At 63.6% G+C, this 18,649-nt stretch carries 11 protein-coding genes and 1 pseudogene; 10 read left to right on the top strand and 2 right to left on the bottom strand.

Going from position 1 to position 18,649, the window contains the following annotated elements:
* The first annotated feature begins 39 nt into the window (after positions 1-39).
* The gene (locus tag KBX71_RS06640; protein WP_307846988.1) at positions 40-561 is read left to right on the top strand and encodes an IS3 family transposase; all 522 of its coding nucleotides are present in this window, start codon (positions 40-42) and stop codon (positions 559-561) included.
* Positions 562-1,185: 624 nt separating this feature from the next.
* On the opposite strand, the gene KBX71_RS06635 is transcribed toward KBX71_RS06640, so the two are convergent.
* Positions 1,186-3,261, bottom strand: a complete 2,076-nt coding sequence (locus tag KBX71_RS06635) for a cellulase family glycosylhydrolase (protein WP_210817123.1) — start codon at positions 3,259-3,261, stop codon at positions 1,186-1,188.
* 1,345 nt (positions 3,262-4,606) lie between these two features.
* Here KBX71_RS06635 and KBX71_RS06630 point away from each other — a divergent pair.
* The 9 genes and pseudogenes from KBX71_RS06630 to KBX71_RS06590 all read left to right on the top strand — a co-directional run bounded on the left by KBX71_RS06630 (position 4,607) and on the right by KBX71_RS06590 (position 17,432).
* Positions 4,607-6,997, top strand: coding sequence for a ricin-type beta-trefoil lectin domain protein (locus tag KBX71_RS06630; protein WP_210817122.1), 2,391 nt, complete (start codon positions 4,607-4,609; stop codon positions 6,995-6,997).
* Positions 6,998-7,057: 60 nt separating this feature from the next.
* A complete protein-coding gene (locus KBX71_RS06625) occupies positions 7,058-8,533 on the top strand; it encodes an arabinofuranosidase catalytic domain-containing protein (RefSeq protein ID WP_210817121.1) in 1,476 nt (491 codons plus the stop codon).
* A 542-nt stretch (positions 8,534-9,075) separates the two neighbouring features.
* A pseudogene (locus tag KBX71_RS33545) lies at positions 9,076-9,186 on the top strand (SAM-dependent methyltransferase); the annotation flags it as partial.
* A gap of 197 nt (positions 9,187-9,383) precedes the next feature.
* Positions 9,384-9,641, top strand: coding sequence for a hypothetical protein (locus tag KBX71_RS06615; protein ID WP_247683036.1), 258 nt, complete (start codon positions 9,384-9,386; stop codon positions 9,639-9,641).
* A 12-nt stretch (positions 9,642-9,653) separates the two neighbouring features.
* Entirely contained in the window at positions 9,654-10,529 is an 876-nt protein-coding gene (locus KBX71_RS06610) for a carbohydrate ABC transporter permease (RefSeq protein ID WP_210817120.1), read from the top strand.
* Positions 10,526-11,362, top strand: a complete 837-nt coding sequence (locus KBX71_RS06605) for a carbohydrate ABC transporter permease (RefSeq protein WP_210817119.1) — start codon at positions 10,526-10,528, stop codon at positions 11,360-11,362. The genes KBX71_RS06610 and KBX71_RS06605 overlap by 4 nt, the downstream gene beginning before the upstream one ends.
* A gap of 179 nt (positions 11,363-11,541) precedes the next feature.
* Complete coding sequence (locus KBX71_RS06600; RefSeq protein WP_210817118.1) at positions 11,542-14,238, top strand: hypothetical protein; 2,697 nt, start codon at positions 11,542-11,544, stop codon at positions 14,236-14,238.
* 172 nt (positions 14,239-14,410) lie between these two features.
* Entirely contained in the window at positions 14,411-15,946 is a 1,536-nt protein-coding gene (locus tag KBX71_RS06595; protein ID WP_210817117.1) for an alpha-L-fucosidase, read from the top strand.
* A 151-nt stretch (positions 15,947-16,097) separates the two neighbouring features.
* The gene (locus KBX71_RS06590) at positions 16,098-17,432 is read left to right on the top strand and encodes an ABC transporter substrate-binding protein (protein ID WP_210817116.1); all 1,335 of its coding nucleotides are present in this window, start codon (positions 16,098-16,100) and stop codon (positions 17,430-17,432) included.
* A gap of 232 nt (positions 17,433-17,664) precedes the next feature.
* Here the strand turns inward: KBX71_RS06590 and KBX71_RS06585 are convergent, their stop codons facing one another.
* Entirely contained in the window at positions 17,665-18,357 is a 693-nt protein-coding gene (locus KBX71_RS06585) for an FCD domain-containing protein (RefSeq protein ID WP_307846987.1), read from the bottom strand.
* Between the last annotated feature and the right edge of the window lie 292 nt (positions 18,358-18,649).

The following is an 18,649-nucleotide window of genomic DNA, read 5'->3' as shown; positions in this document are numbered from 1 at the left end:
CTTTTTCGCCTCGGAACTCGACCCGACCCGGCGACGGTCGTGACGCTCGTCGACGAGCTACGCGATCGCTTCGGGGTCGAGCCCGTCCTCCGGGTTATTGGCGTGGCCGTCTCCACCTACTACGGCTGGCTCGCCCAAGCCGCGAACCCGTCTGTCCGGCGCCGTGAGGACGCGGACCTGGCGGTGGAGATCGCGGAGATCCACGACGTCTCCGGCGGCACCTACGGCAGCCCGCGAGTGCACGCCATGCTGCGCCGCCAAGGCCGGCACGTCGGCCGCAAGCGGGTCGAGCGGTTGATGCGTGACGCCGGCCGGCAAGGCGCGTTCCTGCGCAAGAAGTGGCGCATCCCCTCGACCCGATCGAACCCGAAGGCCACACCGGCACCGGACCTGGTCAACCGGCAGTTCACCGCTGCGGCGCCGAACCGGGTGTGGGTCGCCGACGCCACCCGCATCCCCTGCGGCACCATCCATGCACGCCGACGAGCTCGCCAGCGACGCATCGCAACAGCAAGCGGCAGAATTCGACTCTTGGAGCCAACGGGACTCCCCCACGGCTGAATGCCTCTCGACCGCAGGAGGCTGTCCGAAGTAGCAAGAGCTGGCAAGATTTGCGGATGCGGGGACGCGATGTGTTCATGTGGGAACTCGACGAGGTCATGGCCGACGAGGTTCATCCACGCTCCTACACCCGAGTGACCGACGTGATGTTCTGGCACAGTGAATCGGGTGAGTGCAGCGGAGTTGATCAGTCGACTTCATCAGGCCAAGGCGCATCTTGACCGGGCTCGGGAACTGAGAGTGGGTTCTCGAAGCGGCTATCGAAATGGATGAGACCGGGGTCCATCTCGCGGATGCCGGGATGAAAGCGGCCGCGCAGGATGACGCAGCGCAGCTTGTCGTCGCCTTCTTGGTAACCGTCACCGAGATGGTCTGCAGTCTGGGTCAGACACGAAGCGTGAAGCACAGGGCGCGGTCACGGCTCCTCAGAGCGCACAACCCGACCGGTGATCGCGGCGGTCTTGGTGCTCGCCGTGCTGGTCGTGCCCTACCTGCTCCACCTGGGCCTTGTCGGAAAAGTGCTGCGCTCGCCATGGACGACGAGTCGTAAGTCACTCGGCCACCCGGATAGGTAGCCAGGGCATCGTCGATGCCCTGGCTACCGAACCTCAATGTTCGCTCCGGTCAGGAAACGCTGCCGGTGACCGACGTCCCGGACTTCGTCACGCGATAGGTGATCTGTGTGCCGCTCCAGAAGTGGAACGTGAGGGTGACGGTCGAGCCGTCGTTGACCTCGGCGAAGAACTCCGGCTTCAGCAGGATGGTGTTCGCCGCGTAGTCCGGTTGGAAGTTGCTCCAGAACTCCTTGTACGAGGTCCAGTTGGCCGGTCCGGCGGGGCTGCCGTCGGCGTACTTGGCTTCCATGGTGGCGAGTTGGTCACCGCGGAACTGGGTGGGGATGGTGAATGAGCTGGTCGTGCCGGTGGCTGTGGTCTGCGTCGGCGGGTCGTAGGAGATGATGCTGATGGGCCAGGGCACGCCCTGCGAGAAGTGCGCTTCGAGGGTGGCGTTGACGCCTGGTGTGCGGTTGCCGACGAGTCGGGTCAGCGCCGCGCTGGTCAGGGTCAGCGTGGTGCCGGAGACGGTGTAGTCGGTGCCGTTGGTCAGCACGGTGCTGCCCTGTCGCAGGCTCCGGAACGATGCCCCGTTGAGGTTCAGGGTGAGAGATTTGCTGGTGATGGTGCCGGTCCGGCGTACGTAGATCTGGTCCGACGATGCGGTCGCGGACCGGGTGGTCCAGCTCGCCTTCATCAGTGCGTACAGGCCGGGGTCTCGCCACTGGAGGTCGTTGCGGTTGAGGAACGAACCGGCGTCCCAGAGCATGGTGGTGAGTTTGCGGGTCCGTGCCTGGTAGCCGACGGCCTCGAAGAACTTGAGTAGTTCGCCGCGTTCGATGATGCCGGGCCGGGTGTAGTCGTAGCTGAGCAGGGCCCACTCGCCGACGATCACCGGGATGCCCTTGGCGACGAAGGTGTCGTGTACGCGGTCGAAGCCGTCGACCATGTCCTGCTCGACGTTGGCGTCGTAGCGGGTGCCGCCGGCGATGTTGACGCTGAACGGCCACCACCCGTAGAAGTGGACGGTCGCCGCGATGTTCTTGTCGCCCAACTGGCTGATCGTGGTCAACAACGCATCGAGCTGGGCCTGGTTGGAGTTGGTGTACAGGGTGGGCAGCACGAGCAGCCGGGTGGTGTTGTTGCCGCCGGATTGGCGCAGGAGCCGGACGAACGCGACGTTCAGCTCGCGCAGGATCTCGTCGCTCTGGGCGTCACCGGAGGTGCCGGTGAACTGTGGTTCGTTGATGCTCTCGAAGACGAGCTTCGACGAGTGGCCACGGAACGTGATGGCGATCTGGGTCCACAGCGCGGTGTAGCGGTTCATGACGTTCGTGCGGTCACCGGGATAGCCGTTGATCCACTGCCAGGAGTCGTGGTGCAGGTTGACCAGCACGTAGAGGTTCTCCGCGAGCGCCCAGTCGACCACCTGGCGTACGCGACTCAACCAGACCGCGTCGATGGTGTACGTCGGGGCGGGCCCGTGGTGGTTGCTCCAGGTCACCGGGATCCGGATGCTGTTGTAGCCCTGCGACTTGATCTGGCGTAGCAGTGCCTGGGTGACCAGGGGGTTGCCCCACGCGGTCTCGTCGGGGATGGCGTCCATGGTGTTGCCCAGGTTCCAGCCGGGCTGCATCGCCGCCACCGTCGCCATCGCGTCGCCACCCGCTGGTGGGGGGTCGGTGGGGGTCGGCGTCGGGGTCGGCGTCGGCGTGCCCACGGCCCCCGTGCAGGTGACCCCGTTGAGGGCGAACGACGTCGGTGCGGTGTTGCCGCCCGTCCACGACCCGTTGAAGCCGAAGCCGACAGTAGCGTTCGTGGCGATGGCCGCGTTGTAGCTCATGTTCTTCGCGGTGACCTGGTCGCCCGACGAGGTCACCGTCGCGTTCCACGCCTGGGTGACCCGCTGACCGGACGGGAACGTCCAGGTCAGGGTCCAGCCGTTGACCGCGTCACCGAGGTTGGTGACCTTCACGTCGGCGGTGAACCCGCCCTGCCACTGCGACGGCACGGTGTACGCCACCTGGCAACCGGCCGCCGCCTGGGCGTTGCCGGCGACCATCAGGCCCGCCAAAAGCAGTGTGACCACTGCGCCGACGACGAGACTGACCCGTCGATATGTTGTTCGGAGGTACTGCGAATTCATCAGGAAAACTCCTCGCCATGGTGGCACCTGGGGTGGTGGGCGCCGGCACATGCCGGTGGCCTGTGCCGTCGCCCTAGATCCGGAAACGCGCAGACTGCGGCCCACCGACCGTCCGGACGACACCCCGGATCGGACACGGAAAAGGTCAGGTCTCCACACGGAGGTGGACGGTGGCCGCGGTGGCTCCCGGTGAGTCGGCGGTCAGCCTGACCCGGCGGTGCGAATGCCAACCAGGACGCCCGGAGTGACCAGCCGTGCTGCCCGTGGACCGCCTCGGCGGTCGTCGGTGCGGCTCGAGTGAAGCGTGGAAGCGTGCCCTTCGCTTCTGCGGCTGACGGTAGCTGTTATCGCTAACACTTGACAAGCCATAGACGCCCGTGAACTGATCCGGCGCAGGGCGTCGGTGCCCGGCCCCCAGTGGACCCGGTAGACCCGACCCCCCGTGCGGGCGCCTGCTCGGGAGCTCACCGCACCGCTCCCACCGTCCCCGACCCGACCATCCGGGCCAGCAGCCGCCGGGCGGCCAGGCCAGCGCTGTAGCAGGCTTCGTCCCAGCTCACCGCCAAAGGCGGCCACATAGCACTCTGGTTACGCGCGAATGCCACGCGACCGAGCCTTCTCTTAGACGCGCACCGATGGGGCCAAATCATCCCGTGCGGCGCCCACGGCGGGGACAGAGCTTTCACTGGATGAAAGCCGAGGTGCCGGCTCCAACCAACTTCTGGATGGTTCACGTAATCGGGGTGACAGCCGACATGGCTAGGCATAGACGGTTGCGACTTGACGCGCATGCAGCGGCGCTGCTCGCGCCAACGCGCGAACGGTGACCGCTCTCGCTGGGCGGCGATCATCACGGCGAGGGGCGCGGTGGTGGGGATCCTCGGCGACGATCACGGCCCGTTGGTCTTCTTCATCATGGTCGCAACCCTGAGACTGGCCGCATGTCGGCGCGTCAGGTCCGCACGCTGGTGGCGGAAAATACCGATAAGACGCCTTAAAGAGACTCTGAGATCGCCGCAAGACGTTAGACGTCATACCTTCTCAACCGGAGAAGCGGTGGTTAGGATGCTCAGACATAGGCGAGCGTCGAATCGATTCTCCATCGTGTCCTAGCACCCGGCGGGGCTACCTGGCTCCAGCCAGTCTGTCGACTGACTACTGACCGTTGGCCGCCCCGCAGGGGCCCGATGTCCCCGGAGCCTTTGCAAGGTACGGCAGCCGACATCCATCCCTCCACAGTCCACCACCAGCACCTTCATCGAATCGCTTCGCGTCCGGATCATGCCGCCCGGAGGGCCCCGCCAGCACCACGCCCGTCCCAACATCTTGACCATCAAGGAGACACATGTCCCGGTCCTCATCGCTGATCGTCCGGAGGCTGGCGCAAGCGGCCATCGGAGGGTTGACGATTGCAGTCTCAACCGCCGTCATGACCACTGGTGCCTCGGCAGCCACGACAAATCTCTACGCTTCCCCTGCCGGCACCGGCACCAGTTGTACCGCGGCCCAGCCATGCTCGCTGTCGGCCGCGCAAGCTGCCGTACGGTCGATGAACACCACAATGTCCGGTGACATCGTGGTCCAACTGGCCGACGGCGTGTACCGCCTGACCACCCCACTGCGGATGACCGCCGCCGACTCCGGGAACAACGGTTACCGCGTCGTGTGGCAGGCCGCTCCTTCGGCACAGCCGGTGATCAGCGGCGCGAAGGCAGTTACCGGGTGGTCGATCGCGGACGCCGGGAAGAACATCTGGCGTGCCAGCGTCGGCGCCAACATCGACACGCGGCAGTTATTTGTCAACGGGCTTCCGGCAACACGCGCCCGCACCAGCGTGAACCGTTCCGATTTCACCTTCACCGAGACCGGGCTGAGGTTCAGCAGCGGATCCCTGAATTATCTGAATTCCCTAACCAACCAGAACCGTGTCGAGCTCAGGACGATCAATTCGTTCACCGACAGGTACTCACCCGTCCAGAGCATCGGTGGCAACGTGATCACCATGCAACAGCCGGCGTGGAACAACAACACCTGGGGCTACGACGCGATGGCTGTGCCGGGCCGGGCCGGGCCGATGTCGTTCGAGAACGCATACGAATTCCTCGACACGCCTGGCGAGTGGTACGTCAACACCACGCCCGGCGTTGTCTACTACATCCCGACGGCGGGGCAGAACATGAGCGCCGCCAACGTAGAATTCCCGGTGGCTCAGTCGCTGGTGAACATCGGTGGCACGTACGGCGCACCCGCCCATCATATTTCGTTCACCGGCATCACGTTCAGCGGGACCAGCTGGCTCGGCCCCAGCACCAATCAGGGCTACGCCGAGCAACAGACCGGCACCTACGTTTCCGGCAACTGGAACTGGCCGTCGAACAGGGTGAGTTCCTGCTGGATCGGCTGCCCTCAGTTCGAGGCGACACGACCGCACTGGTCGCAGATGCCAGCTGCGGTTCAGGTCTCCGCGGCCAACAACGTCACCTTCAGCGACGACCAGTTCATCAACCTGGGACAGACCGGGCTGGGCATCGGCAACGACGCCAACGCGCATGCCAGCGGTGTCGGACTGGGTGCCAGCTCCATCACAGTCACCGGATCCGTCTTCTCCCACATCGCGGCCAACGGCATTGTGGCCGGTGGAGTGCAGGCCGATGCGCACCACCCCAGCGACCAGCGCATGGTCAACAGGGACATCACGATCAGCAACAACAGGTTGCACGATCTCGGTCTTGACTACCGGGCCAGCACCTCGGTGATGCCGACTTACGTCACCAACGCCACCGTCAGCCACAACGAGATCTACAACATGCCGTACTCGGGGATCAACATCGGCTTCGGATGGGGCGCCAACGACGCCGGCGGAGCCGACGAGTACGCCGACCGGGGCCTCTACAACTACCAGCCGCGATACACCACTCCAACCACCGCATCCAACAATCGGATCATCGGCAACTACGTGCACGACATCATGCAGCTGATGACTGACGGCGGATGCATCTACACCCTGTCGGCGAACCCTAACGCGAGTATCAGCGGCAACTACTGCCAGCGGATCAATAACTGGTACGGCCTGTACTTCGACGAAGGAGCCCGTTACTGGACTGCCTCCAACAACGTACTTGCCGACGTCGGGGTCTGGGCCACTGCCAACACCAGGGACAAGAACCACACGGGGAATCTCACGGTCACCGACAACTGGGCAAGCAACGCTACGATCTGGGGGCTCACCGACGGTGACCGTGGCAACGCCATCCGGGGCAACACCATCGTGACCAACGGAACCTGGCCTTCGACGGCCCGGTCCGTCATGGCTTCCGCTGGAGTTGGCACCCAACCTCAGACGCCACAGAACATCATGATCCTGGGTGGCCAGTCGGGCCGCTGTGCCGAGGTCCCGGGCGGTGCCACCACCAACGGTACCCAGTTGCAGTTGTGGGACTGCAACGGCAGCAGCAACCAGCGTTGGACCTATACGCCGAACAAGGAGTGGCGGGTCTACGGCAACAAATGCCTGGATGCCAACAACAACGGCACCGTCAACGGCACCCAAGCCATCATCTGGGACTGCCACAGCGGCACCAACCAACAGTGGAACCTCAACTCCAACGGCACCATCACCGGCGTCCAATCCGGACTCTGCCTCGACGCCAACGCCGCCGCCACCGCGAACGGCACCAAACTCATCCTCTGGGCCTGCAACGGCGGCACCAACCAACAATGGGCAACGCGTAGCTGAACACCGGCAGCGATCCGCCACCGTCACATCCCACCACCACCGCACGCAGGAGAGGATTCGATGAACGCAAAGAGAAGGCTGGGCCGCCTGACGGCAGCCGCGGGGACCGTGCTGGCCCTCGTCGTCGGCGCCGGCGTCTATGTGGTCTCCGACGCGCCGGGCGTCGCCCGCGCCGCCGGCACGGGCCCCTGTGACATCTACGCCTCCGGCGGCACGCCGTGCGTGGCCGCGCACAGCACCACCCGCGCCCTGTACGGCGCGTACAACGGCCCGCTCTACCAGGTCCGCCGATCGTCGGACAACACCACCCGCGACGTCGGCGTGCTGAGCGAGGGTGGCTACGCCAACGCCGCCACCCAGGACACGTTCTGCGCCAACACCACCTGCGTCATCACGGTCATCTACGACCAGTCCGGCCGCAACAACCGGCTCACCCAGGCCCCCGGCGGCGCCGTGCCCGGCCCCGGACCCGGCGAATCCGACAACCTGGCTGACGCGACAGCAGCGCCGATCACGATCGGCGGCCAGAAGGCGTACGGCGTCTACATCGCCCCCGGCACCGGCTACCGCAACAACAACACAAACGGCATCGCCACCGGCGACCAGCCCGAAGGCATCTACGCCGTCCTCGACGGCACCCACTACAACGGAGAATGCTGCTTCGAGTACGGCAACGCGCAGACGAACGCCCAGGCCGACGACACCGGCATCATGGAAACCATCTACTTCGGCACCAACAACTGGTGGGGCTACGGGGACGGCAACGGCCCCTGGATCATGGCCGACATGGAGTGGGCTCTCTTCACCGGAGTGAACCCGCGATACAACCCCATGGCACCTATCAACCACCGCTTCCTGACGGCCATCGTCAAGGGCGAGCCGAATCACTGGGCCATCCGAGGCGGAAACGCCCAGTCGGGTGCTCTGTCGACGATGTTCGACGGGCCGCGCCCCAACGGCTACCACCCCATGAAAAAGGAAGGAGCCATCCTGCTCGGCATCGGCGGTGACAACAGCAACACCGGCCGCGGCACATTCTTCGAGGGCGTCCTGACCTCCGGCTACCCGACAGCGGCCACCGAGAACGCCGTCCAGGCCAACATCAACGCCGCCGCCTACGCGCCGACCGGTGGCGGCAACCCGCAACAGAACGTCCAGGTCGTCGGAGCCCAGTCCAACCGCTGCGTCGACGTGCCGAACGGCACCACCACCAACGGCACCCAGGTCCAACTCTGGGACTGCACCGGCAACACCGCCCAACGCTGGACCTACACCGCCGGCAAACAACTCCAGGTGTACGGCAACAAATGCCTCGACGCCAACGGCCAGGGCACCACCAACGGCACCCAGGCCATCATCTGGGACTGCCACAGCGGCACCAACCAACAGTGGAACCTCAACTCCAACGGCACCATCACCGGCGTCCAATCCGGACTCTGCCTCGACGCCAACGCCGCCGCCACCGCGAACGGCACCAAACTCATCCTCTGGACCTGCAACGGCGGCACCAACCAACGGTGGTCCACCCGCAGCTGACGGCAACCGCATGACCAGACCGGCGGCGCCGCCCCCGTGAGATCGATGGGGGTGGCACCGCCGGCGACCTCCCGCGCAGTAGCCGGCTGTCGAACGCCGGCTTGCCAAGCCCAAGCTTGGCGAGCCGCCGGATCGGTCATGACGTGCACGTTCATGCCACGGCGCTTTCGGTTGTCGGCCCACGGCTTCTCCCTGCACGTACGTACCGCCCCAGGCGGTCGCGACGCCGATCTGGAAGCCGCTGGCGAGGCGGTCTGGGGCGTGTGTCAAAGCCTCGGTCGAGCCGAGGCGGAGTCCAGGCGGCGGTCCGGCAAGGCGGCCGGTCGTCGTCTGGCCCGTCGCCAGGCTGGGGGCGCCGCACCTCAATCGGTGCTGCTTGCGGTGGCCACACGGCCGGCGAGTTGGTTCAGGACCCGGCTGGGCACCTGATCGCGGACGGGTAGGACCCCGTCTTCCGGGGATAGGACCACTTCGCAGTCGACAAGTAGTCGCGCGCGTGCTAGGAGATCGTGCCGGACGAGCAGGAGGCGGGGTGCGTGCCCGCCTTTCCGCGCCGGGTGGTGCGTCATCTGCCGGGCGAGGCGGGCATCCGGCAGTTCCTCGACATCGGTTCGGAGCTGCCCACCGAGACACGCGAGCAGGCGGCCGTCATCGGGTGTGCGACCTGGGTGGATGTCCAGCTCTCGGCGATGCCGCCCGCGTTGCTCGTCAGGCACGCACCACCAGGTTTCGGACGCGAGTCTGTTGCCGGTCCGCAGAGCCTTCAAAGTGTTGCATACGTCATACGTACTACCTTATAGTCGGCGCACGCGCGAGCTGTTAACGAGGTCGACAAACAAGGGACACGCGAATGTTCGATTTGGCACTGCACGGATGCGCTCGCCCGTTGGTGCGCCCGACCATCGGGACGACGCCCGACGACTACCAGGTCAACGTCGCTCCGAGCTACCCGGCCCACGCTCCTGCCGCGGACAAGTGGATCAAGAAGCAGGAGTCGACCGGGTACTACGCGACCGACCTTCAGCCGGCCGCCAAGGCTGGCACGGAGTACTGGAGTGGCTGGGGCTCTGGGGTCTTCAGCCAGGAGCGCGTCATCCGCTCGAGCTGAGAGCGATCATCCATGAACAAGAAGAAGATCTATCCCTGGTACTTCGTCGTCGCTCCCCTTCTGCTCTACGTCGCCCTCTTCGTGCTGCCGAGCCTGATCGGGGTCGGATACTCGTTCACTGACTGGTCGAGCTACTCCGACGAGATCTCGTTCGTCGGGTGGGAGAATTTCGCGGAGGTGTTTTCTCCGAAGCGGGACTACCTCGACGCCATCCTGAACACCCTCTGGTTCACCGTGGCGAGCACCGCCATCAAGACGGTGCTGGCGCTCCTGTTCGCTCTCCTGCTCAGCGAGGGGGTGCGGGCCCTGAATCTGCACCGCGCCGTCCTCTACCTCCCCGCGGTTCTGTCTGTACTCATTGTGGGCATCGTCTTCACCTCGATTCTCGACCCGAGCAACGGGCTGGTCAACGAGGCGTTGCGAGCGGTCGGACTGGATGGGCTGGCCCAGAGATGGCTAGTCGATCCGGATCTCGCCATGTGGTCGGTGATTGCCGTGGATGTCTGGCGGGGCATGGGCTACATCATGACGATCCTGCTGGTGGGGATCCTGTCGATATCCCCCACCTACAACGAAGCCGCGCAGCTCGACGGCGCGTCGGCGTGGCAACGATTCCGGCACGTCACGCTTCCGCTGCTTCGGCCGACCCTGGCGGTGACGATCGTCCTTAATGTCCTGTACGGCCTGAAAGTCTTCGACATCATCTATGTGCTCACGAACGGTGGGCCAGGCCATCGCACGGAGGTTCTGTACACCGCAGTCTTCCAGGAGTTCTCCAGTGGGCGCTACGCCGTGGGTACCGCGCTCAGCACGGTGATGCTCGTGATCATGGTGATCGTGGGCGTTTTCATGATCCGTACGCTCACTCGGAACGAGGTTCAAGAATGACAGACATCCGCAGAAAGCCGATCAGAGCATTACCGGTGGTCAAGAACGTCATCATCTGGCTGCTGTCGGCGATCATGTTGATCCCTCTACTCCTGATCGTCTTCACCGCCTTCAAGGGTGCGGACGACGCTCGCGGAATGTCATTCTCGTTGCCCGCATCGTGGGATTTTGGCAACTTCGCCGAGGTGATCGACAAGGGCAATCTCGGCGCCGGATTCCTCAACAGCCTGCTGTACTCCGGCCTCGGCTCGGTACTGACGGTTTTGTTCGCGTCCATGGCTGCCTTCGTCCTCTCGCGTCGACGCTCCCGGGGGAACCGGTTCCTCTACATGTTCATCGTCATGGGCCTGGTACTCCCCATCAACTTCGTCGCGCTGACGAAGGTGATGCAGACGTTCGAACTCAACGACACTCGAGTCGGCATCATCTTGCTGTACACCGCCATCCAGCTGCCGTTCATCGTCTTTCTCTGCTTCGGATTCGTCGCCCGCATTCCGCTCGAACTCGACGAGGCCGCGGTCATCGACGGTTGCGGCCCGATCCGCCTCTTCTTCCTGATCATCTTTCCGCTGATGCGTCCAGTGCTCATCACGGGCCTGGTCCTCTGTTTCCTCAACATGTGGAACGAGTTCATCCTCCCGCTCTACTTCTTGGGCTCGGCTGACAAATGGCCGATGACGTTGGCCGTCTACGGCTTCTTCGGGAGGTATGAGACCCAGTGGAACCTCATCGCGGCGGATGTCCTGCTCACCAGCCTCCCGGTGGTGATCATGTATTTCCTCGCTCAGAGGTACATCGTCGGCGGCCAAACCGAGGGTGCGGTAAAAGGATGAACCGGGCTACAGGCATATCACGTTGAAGGTGATGTTCCCTTTCGGGAACAGCTGCACGATCTCATCGACATGACATCGACGTCAGTAATGCCACACCGGTGCGGACGCGCTGGGAAGTCGAGGGAATCGCGCGAGACGGTACGGCTCACATCGGCAATCCCCCTACAGAGGAGCATACGATGGCACCAGAGAAGCCCTCCAAATCGAACGAAATCTCACGCCGGCAGTTCGTGGGACACTCGGTCATCACCGGACTGACCGCAGCATCCGCTGGATCCCTGCTGTCGATCGTCCCGTCGACCAGCGCCCTGGCGAATACGCAGGACGGTCGTGCTCGCGAACCGCTGTTCGACCCCGCAGATGCGGTCTTCAACCCTGACTACAGCCAGTTGATCGGCAGGTCCGATCTCAGATACACCGGAACAATCACCACGGGAACCCAGGGCATGTCAGTGGCGAACGGAAGATTCGGCGGACCGGTCTGGCAGCGCGATGCGAATAACCTCGTGATGCAGCTGAACCACACTGACACGTTCATGTTCAACGACGCCTCATCCGCTTCGAAGGACCACCAGAACTCGGGAGGCGGCGCAATCGGTCGGGTTCACATCGGCCTCGGTCCGTCGTCACCCTTTGGCGCAAACACGAACCAGCACCTGTCGCTCTACGAGGGACAGCTGAGCGTCGAAGGGTCCGGGGTGATCATCAAGGTAATCCCCGACATGAACGCCGACCTCATCGCGATCAAAGTGACCGACAATCGGACGGCCCCGCAACCCATCACCGTCGACCTCGCAATGCTCCGCGTTGCGAATCAGGTGTGGGGCGCTCACAACGCGGTGTCCACGTTCCATACCGTCAACGGTCAGATCATCGTCCTGGAGCAGGTGATCCAGGAGAAGTGCGATACCGGCATCGCGGCTAACGACCACTATGTCAACACGGCTGTCGCTGTCACCGTACGGGGCCGAAGCATCTCGACGGTGACCGACAGCACCATCTCGGGTCGCGCCACCCGCCGATTGACTTTGCCCGCGCAGGTCGGCACGTTCACCATCGTCATCGGTGGCGACTCCACCATGCAACGATCGGCGTCGGCGAGGAACACCGCCGTCGCCAGCGTCACCTCTGCTGCGGCATTCGACGACATCTCCGCTGCGACTCGGGCCTGGTGGAGCAACTTTTGGCAGAAGTCCTATGTGTACTTTCCCACGCAGTTCAACTACGAACAGCGACGCAACTACTACATGTACCTGGCCGCCATCTCCGGTAGAGGCTCATACCCCTCGAAATACAACGGTGGAATCTGGATCGGCGAGGAGGATCGACGCGACTGGGGCAGCTTCTATTGGAACTGGAACCAGGACGCTTTGTACCAGCCACTTATGGCCGCGAACCACATTGATCTGATGAACCCGCTGTTCAAGATGCGCGAGTCCAGCTTCGCGCAGTACAAAAAGGCCGCAGAACAGATGTGGGGTGCCACCGGAGTTTTCATCGGGGAGACGTCCGGCATCCTCGGCTGGGAAGAACTGCCGACCGACATCGCGCAATCCATGCAACAGTACTACACGTTCAAGACCACCACGAGGTCGCAAGCCTTCACCGACATGACCATGCGGAGGAATCGATACCTGCCGCCCTGGAACTGGAACGTGTTCAACACGGGCAACAACCAGGCAAGCTACGTGACGCACACCATGATGGCGACGCAGGAGACAGCCGAGCATTACTGGAACGTGTACTGCTACACGAGGGATCTCACCTTCTTGCGCGAGAAGGCATATCCGTTCATCAAGGGCGCGGCGAATCTCTACCAGTCGTACGGCGGCCTGAGGAAGGAGAGTGACGGGAAGTATCACTTCTACAACACGAACCTTCACGAGCACATTTGGGCGGGCAAGGATGTCATCGATGATCTTTCGATGGCGCGCGGCGTCTTCGCTGCGGCGATCCGAGCATCGAACCTGCTCCGTGTCGACGGGCGGCTCCGAGGCGGCTGGCAGGAGATCCTGAACAATCTGGCGCGATACCCGCGGCGGACCGACCCGCAGTCCCTGTGGGCAGCCAGCACGAACTCGTCGCTCGCGTCCGCGCTCGCGACAGACTCGCCCGCGTGGGCTCAGGGTCTGCGACCGGCGTATTTCATCCGAGATCTGCACGGCACGGAGAGCCCGATCTTCAAGATGCTCGAGAAGTTCGACGTGTTGAACCTCGAGACCAAGGATCAGGGTCTTGACAACGGGGACTGGGCCATCGCGATCAACACGTACCTGCACTCGCCGGGCTACCTGAATCAGGTGCAGGGTACGCAGATCGACAGAAACGGGTCGAGTCGCTTCCACGTCGATGCTGCCAAACTGGGTCGCGCCGATGACATGGTGAAGATCCTGAGCACGCAGTACGGCGTGTTCAGCACATACGGCGAGTTCCCCAACCTGCTGTTCGATCAGAGGGACTATTACTCGGCGGAAGGCTACGGCACCTTTGCCGCAGCGCTGCAGGAAGCTCTCCACCAGAGCCTCAGCCCGACGCCCGCCGGCGATCCGGTGATCCGGGTCTTTCCTGCGTGGCCGCAGGCCTGGGATGCGAAGTACAAGCTGCTCGCGAAGGACGGCTTCCTGGTGTCGTCCTCGATCAAGTCCAGCGACGTCCAGTACGTCGAGATCGAATCTCAACTGGGCGAGATGGCTCGCGTCAGGAACCCGTGGGACTCGGATGTGGTTCTGTATCGCGATGGGACGGCCGCCGAGAGGCTGGCTTCCTCGAAGAACAAGATGCTCGTGTTCAGGACTCACGTGGGCGAGCGGATCGTCCTGGTGCGGCCAGGCACGACCCCGGACATGTACAGGTCGTCGGCCGTGGTGAGCAGGTGACCGCCTAGACGCGGGCTTCTCCCCCGGGGCGCGTGACCTGGACAGCGATCGCGCCCCGGGGATCCCCAGCACAGTGAGCGTCTTTGGGTGGCCAGCATCGTCCGACGGCGCCGGCATGGACGCAACGGCGGCCTCAGCGCTGGCCGCGTACCGAGCACGAAGGAGTCACCACATGATCGACCGCTCATGGGTTCCGCCTCGAGCCTCTCCCAGCAATGACGCGGCAGACCTCGCCGCGGTCGATGCTGTCATCGAGTCCGGTCCCTTCACGGATACCTGGGAGTCTCTGCAAGCTTATCGACCGGCACGGTGGTTCACCGAGGCCAAGTTCGGCATCTTTCTCCACTGGGGCATATATTCCGTACCCGCGTTCTCGGGCGAGTGGTACTCCCGCGAGATGTACCGCAGCGGCAGCAAGGTGTTCGACCACCACCGGGAGACCTACGGCCCGCAGTCGGAGTTCGGCTACAAGGACTTCATACCGCACTTCAACATGCAGAACTACGACCCGGACGGCTGGGCCGCGCTCTTCCGCCGGGCCGGCGCGAACTACGTCGTGCCCGTGGCCGAGCACCACGACGGCTATGCCCTCTACCAAAGCGATCGGACCAGGTGGGACGCGACGAAGACGGGTCCGAAGCGTGATGTGTTCGGCGAACTGGGGTCATCGGTCGTCGACCATTCGATGGTGTTCGGAGCGTCGTCGCATCGGGCCGAGCACTGGTTCTTCATGAACGGGGGGATGACATTCGACTCGGACGTGCGCGACGCTGAGTTCAGCGACTTCTATGGACCGGCGCAGCGGGAGGAGACGTCTCCGTCCAAAGCCTATCTCGATGACTGGCTGCTTCGCACCGTCGAAATCATCGATCACTATCGGCCGGAGATGCTCTTCTTCGACTGGTGGATCGAGAAGCCGGCTTTTCAGCCGTACCTGCGCCGACTCGCCGCGTACTACTACAATCGTGCGGCCGAGTGGGGTCGTGAAGTGGTCATCACCTACAAGTGGGAGGCGTTCGCCGAGGGCAGCGCCGTCTACGACATCGAGCGGGGCGCGGTGAAGACGGTGCAGCCGTCCGTCTGGCAGAACGACACCTCGGTATCTCGATCCTCGTGGTGCTGGACGGCGGATCACGAGTACAAGAGCATTCCTGAGTTGCTGGGCGAACTGCTCGATGTGGTCTCAAAAAACGGAAACCTCCTGCTCAACATCGGCCCGAAACCGGACGGCACCATAGCCGATCCCGAGGTGCGGATGCTCGAGGCCATCGGATCCTGGCTCTCGGTGAACGGCGAAGCGGTCTATGGCACTGCGCCTTACGTTATTCCCGGCGAGGGTCCGCTTCAGGTTGAAGGTGGATCCTTCATCGACGGTGCTCCTTCCTTGTTCTCCGCCGACGACTTCCGCTTCACGACGCGGAACGATGTCACCGGCTCCTACCTCTACGTGTCGACGGTTAAATGGCCTGATGTCGGCGAGATAGTCATTACCGCGTTGGGCACACGTCTGCAGTTGGAACCTCGTACTGTCGCGGACGTGCAGATGCTCGGTGTCAAAGGCTCTCTCGACTGGCGCCGAGACCTCAATGGCCTGGTCGTGACGCTGCCTTCCATCCGCCCTCACGAGCATGGATATGCCCTCAAGATCTGCTTCGAGCAGGAGCCAGCGCCGCGCAGGCCTTGGGTCACCGCGTGGGCACCAGACTGAGCGCTTGAATTCCCCGATCGGCTTGACAAACCGGCGCAGCGAAAGGTTGTCCAACCCTTTCATGATACGTATGATGTATAGGCGCAGGCGCAAAAATTCCGAGTTCGCAAGGACGACAACCCTCGGGCTGCGCGGAGGTTCCGCATCGATAGTGACCAACAATGAAGCCGGCGAGGAGATCGCAATGAAGAGATTGATGATGCGAGCATCTGCCCTGGTGGTGGTTGGGGCGTTGGCTGCCGGGTGCTCGGGCAACGGAGACGGTGGGGCCGACGGGTCCGACGCGAAGTCCATCAGCGTGATGGCCAGCCAGGACTGGGTGAGGGATCCCGAACTCGACCTCGCGAAGAAGTTCGAGACCGAGACGGGGATAAAGGTCGACTACCAGATTATTCCCTCCGACCAATATAGCAACGTGCTCTCCACCAAGCTCAATTCCGGCGATGCCGCTGACATCTTCATGAATCAGTCCGGCAAGTTCGACATCGTCTCGCAGCTCCAGATCCAGAAGAAGGGCGTCGATCTCACTGACCAAGAATGGGTCTCCCGCATGGATCCGGGAGCCAAGGATCAGGCGAGCGTCGATGGCAAGGTCTACGGTCAGACCATCTGGGATGTCTCCGACAGTTGGGCCTACACTTACAACAAGAAGATCTTCGCCCGTCTCGGGTTGAAGCCACCAACGACGTTCAATGAGTTCATGAACGTGAACGCCGCCCTGAAGAAGGCAGGCGTGACACCGATTTACGAACCCGTCAAAGATGGCTGGCACGCCCAGCTCAACTTCTTCGACGTGTCCGCGGTCTACAACAAGTCCAACCCGAACCTGGTTGCGGACCTGAACGCGAACAAGACCAAGCTGGCAGATCAGCCCATCTTCAAAGAGATGATCCAGCAGATGAAACAGGTCTACGACGCGGGCTACTGGGGCGACAACGCGTTGTCTAACGAATTCGCCAACACCGCGGCAGAGATGGCCAGCGGCAAGTACGCCATGACGGTCAACTCAATGGGCCGGATTCCAGACATCATTGCGGCGGGCAAGGGACTCGCCGAGGACGACTTCGGCATCTTCCCCGTCCCCTACCTCGACAACCAGGTTATCGCGAGCGCCCCCGCCGGCCCGACCAAGTTCATCTACGCCAAGAGCAAGAAGATCGATGCGGCAAAGAAGTACCTGGAGTTCTTGGCCAAGCCGGAGAACCTGCAGTTCATGATCGACAAGGAGCCCAGCTTCAACGCACTGTCCTTCACGGGATTGAAGACCACGTATCCACCTGCCATGGCTCAAGCCATCAAGGACTTCAGGACCGACGACACGGTCGCGTACCAGAATGTCGTCATCTACCTCAATCCGCAGTGGACGGACTTCGGCAAGGACCTCACGTCCTACCTTCTGGGGGACATGCCCGCGGATGAGGTGATCGCCAACATCGACGAGCGTCGCGCGGATCAGGCCAAGGCCGCCAAGGACTCCGCCTGGTGATGTTTTCGGCGGGCACGGCGGGAAGTCGTCGACACACCGGCTGACTCAACCGCCATTCCGTGCCGGCGGCCGGGGGGAGACCCCCGCCGCCGGCACGGTGGCACCGCCCACAGCCCGATGAGCTACGCCTTCGTCGTGCTGCTACGCGACGCTGACGCTGACATTCGGCGCACCCTGGCGTGCCAACCTGGCCCAGCGCCAAATCGGCCCACTGTCCGGCGGCTCCTCGCCCTTACGCCTCGGGCTCCCCGTGGGGTGCCTCGAACCGGCGTCGCTGCCACGAGCTGACGATATGGTCGCGCATCACCCGCTGCGCGGCCTCCACATCGCCGCGAGAAATGGCGTCAAACACGAGCGCGTGTTCACCCAGAGTGGACTCGAATGCTCCCTCGTACCCTATCCCCTGGTATCTGCTGCTCTCCAACGCTCGCAGGTACAGGCGCTTGCCGATGTTCTCGGCCAGGCGGTTGCCGGACAACTCCATAATCGTGAGGTGGAAGACCACGTCGGCCTGCCGGAACGAGTCGCTGTCGTGTCGGGTGTCGCGCATCGCCTCGAGGGCGTGCTCGATGCGGGTCAGTTCCTCGGTGGCATGGTGCGAGGCGACGGCGCCCGCCATGGCGGATTCGAGAGTGGCCCGCACGACCGTCAGCTCATCCAGAATGCCCAACGTCTGGTCGTTGTCGATGAACGCGGACAGGACAACCGGATCGAGCATGTTCCAGGAGCCGGACCGCGCCACCTGCGTACCCCGGCCCTGGGCCACGACCACCAGCCCCTTCTCCTCCAGCCGCTTCACCGACTCGCGTATGACCGTGCGGCTGACACCGAAGTGCTCGCTGAGCGGACCCTCGGGCGGCAACAGTTTGCCCTCGGCGATCTCCGCGGTGACGATGAGCTCGACCAGCTCGGCCACCACCGCCACGCCCAGCCGCTCAGGTGGGCGACGAGTCGGGAAAGCGAACGGGTTGGCTCGGGATGTCACGCCTACATTCTAGTGCGCTGACCACAGACCCTGGCAGGATGGCTGACCGGCCGGGCGCGGGTCGCAGGGCCCACAGTGGCCTCGCCGGCCGCGCGCAGCCGAGCTGGCTCCCGCACACCGCACGGAGATGCTCTGACAGTAAGGCGAGTGCCGGCCCGGCGGCTCCTGGCTGCCGGGTCGGACCTCGGACAGGATGGTTTGGGCCGACGGCTTCACCAGGGACGACGGCAGT

It is taken from the genome of Micromonospora sp. D93 (genome assembly GCF_018070365.1).
Lineage (GTDB): Bacteria > Actinomycetota > Actinomycetes > Mycobacteriales > Micromonosporaceae > Micromonospora > Micromonospora ureilytica.
This window is presented reverse-complemented; position numbering and strand designations above follow the sequence as displayed.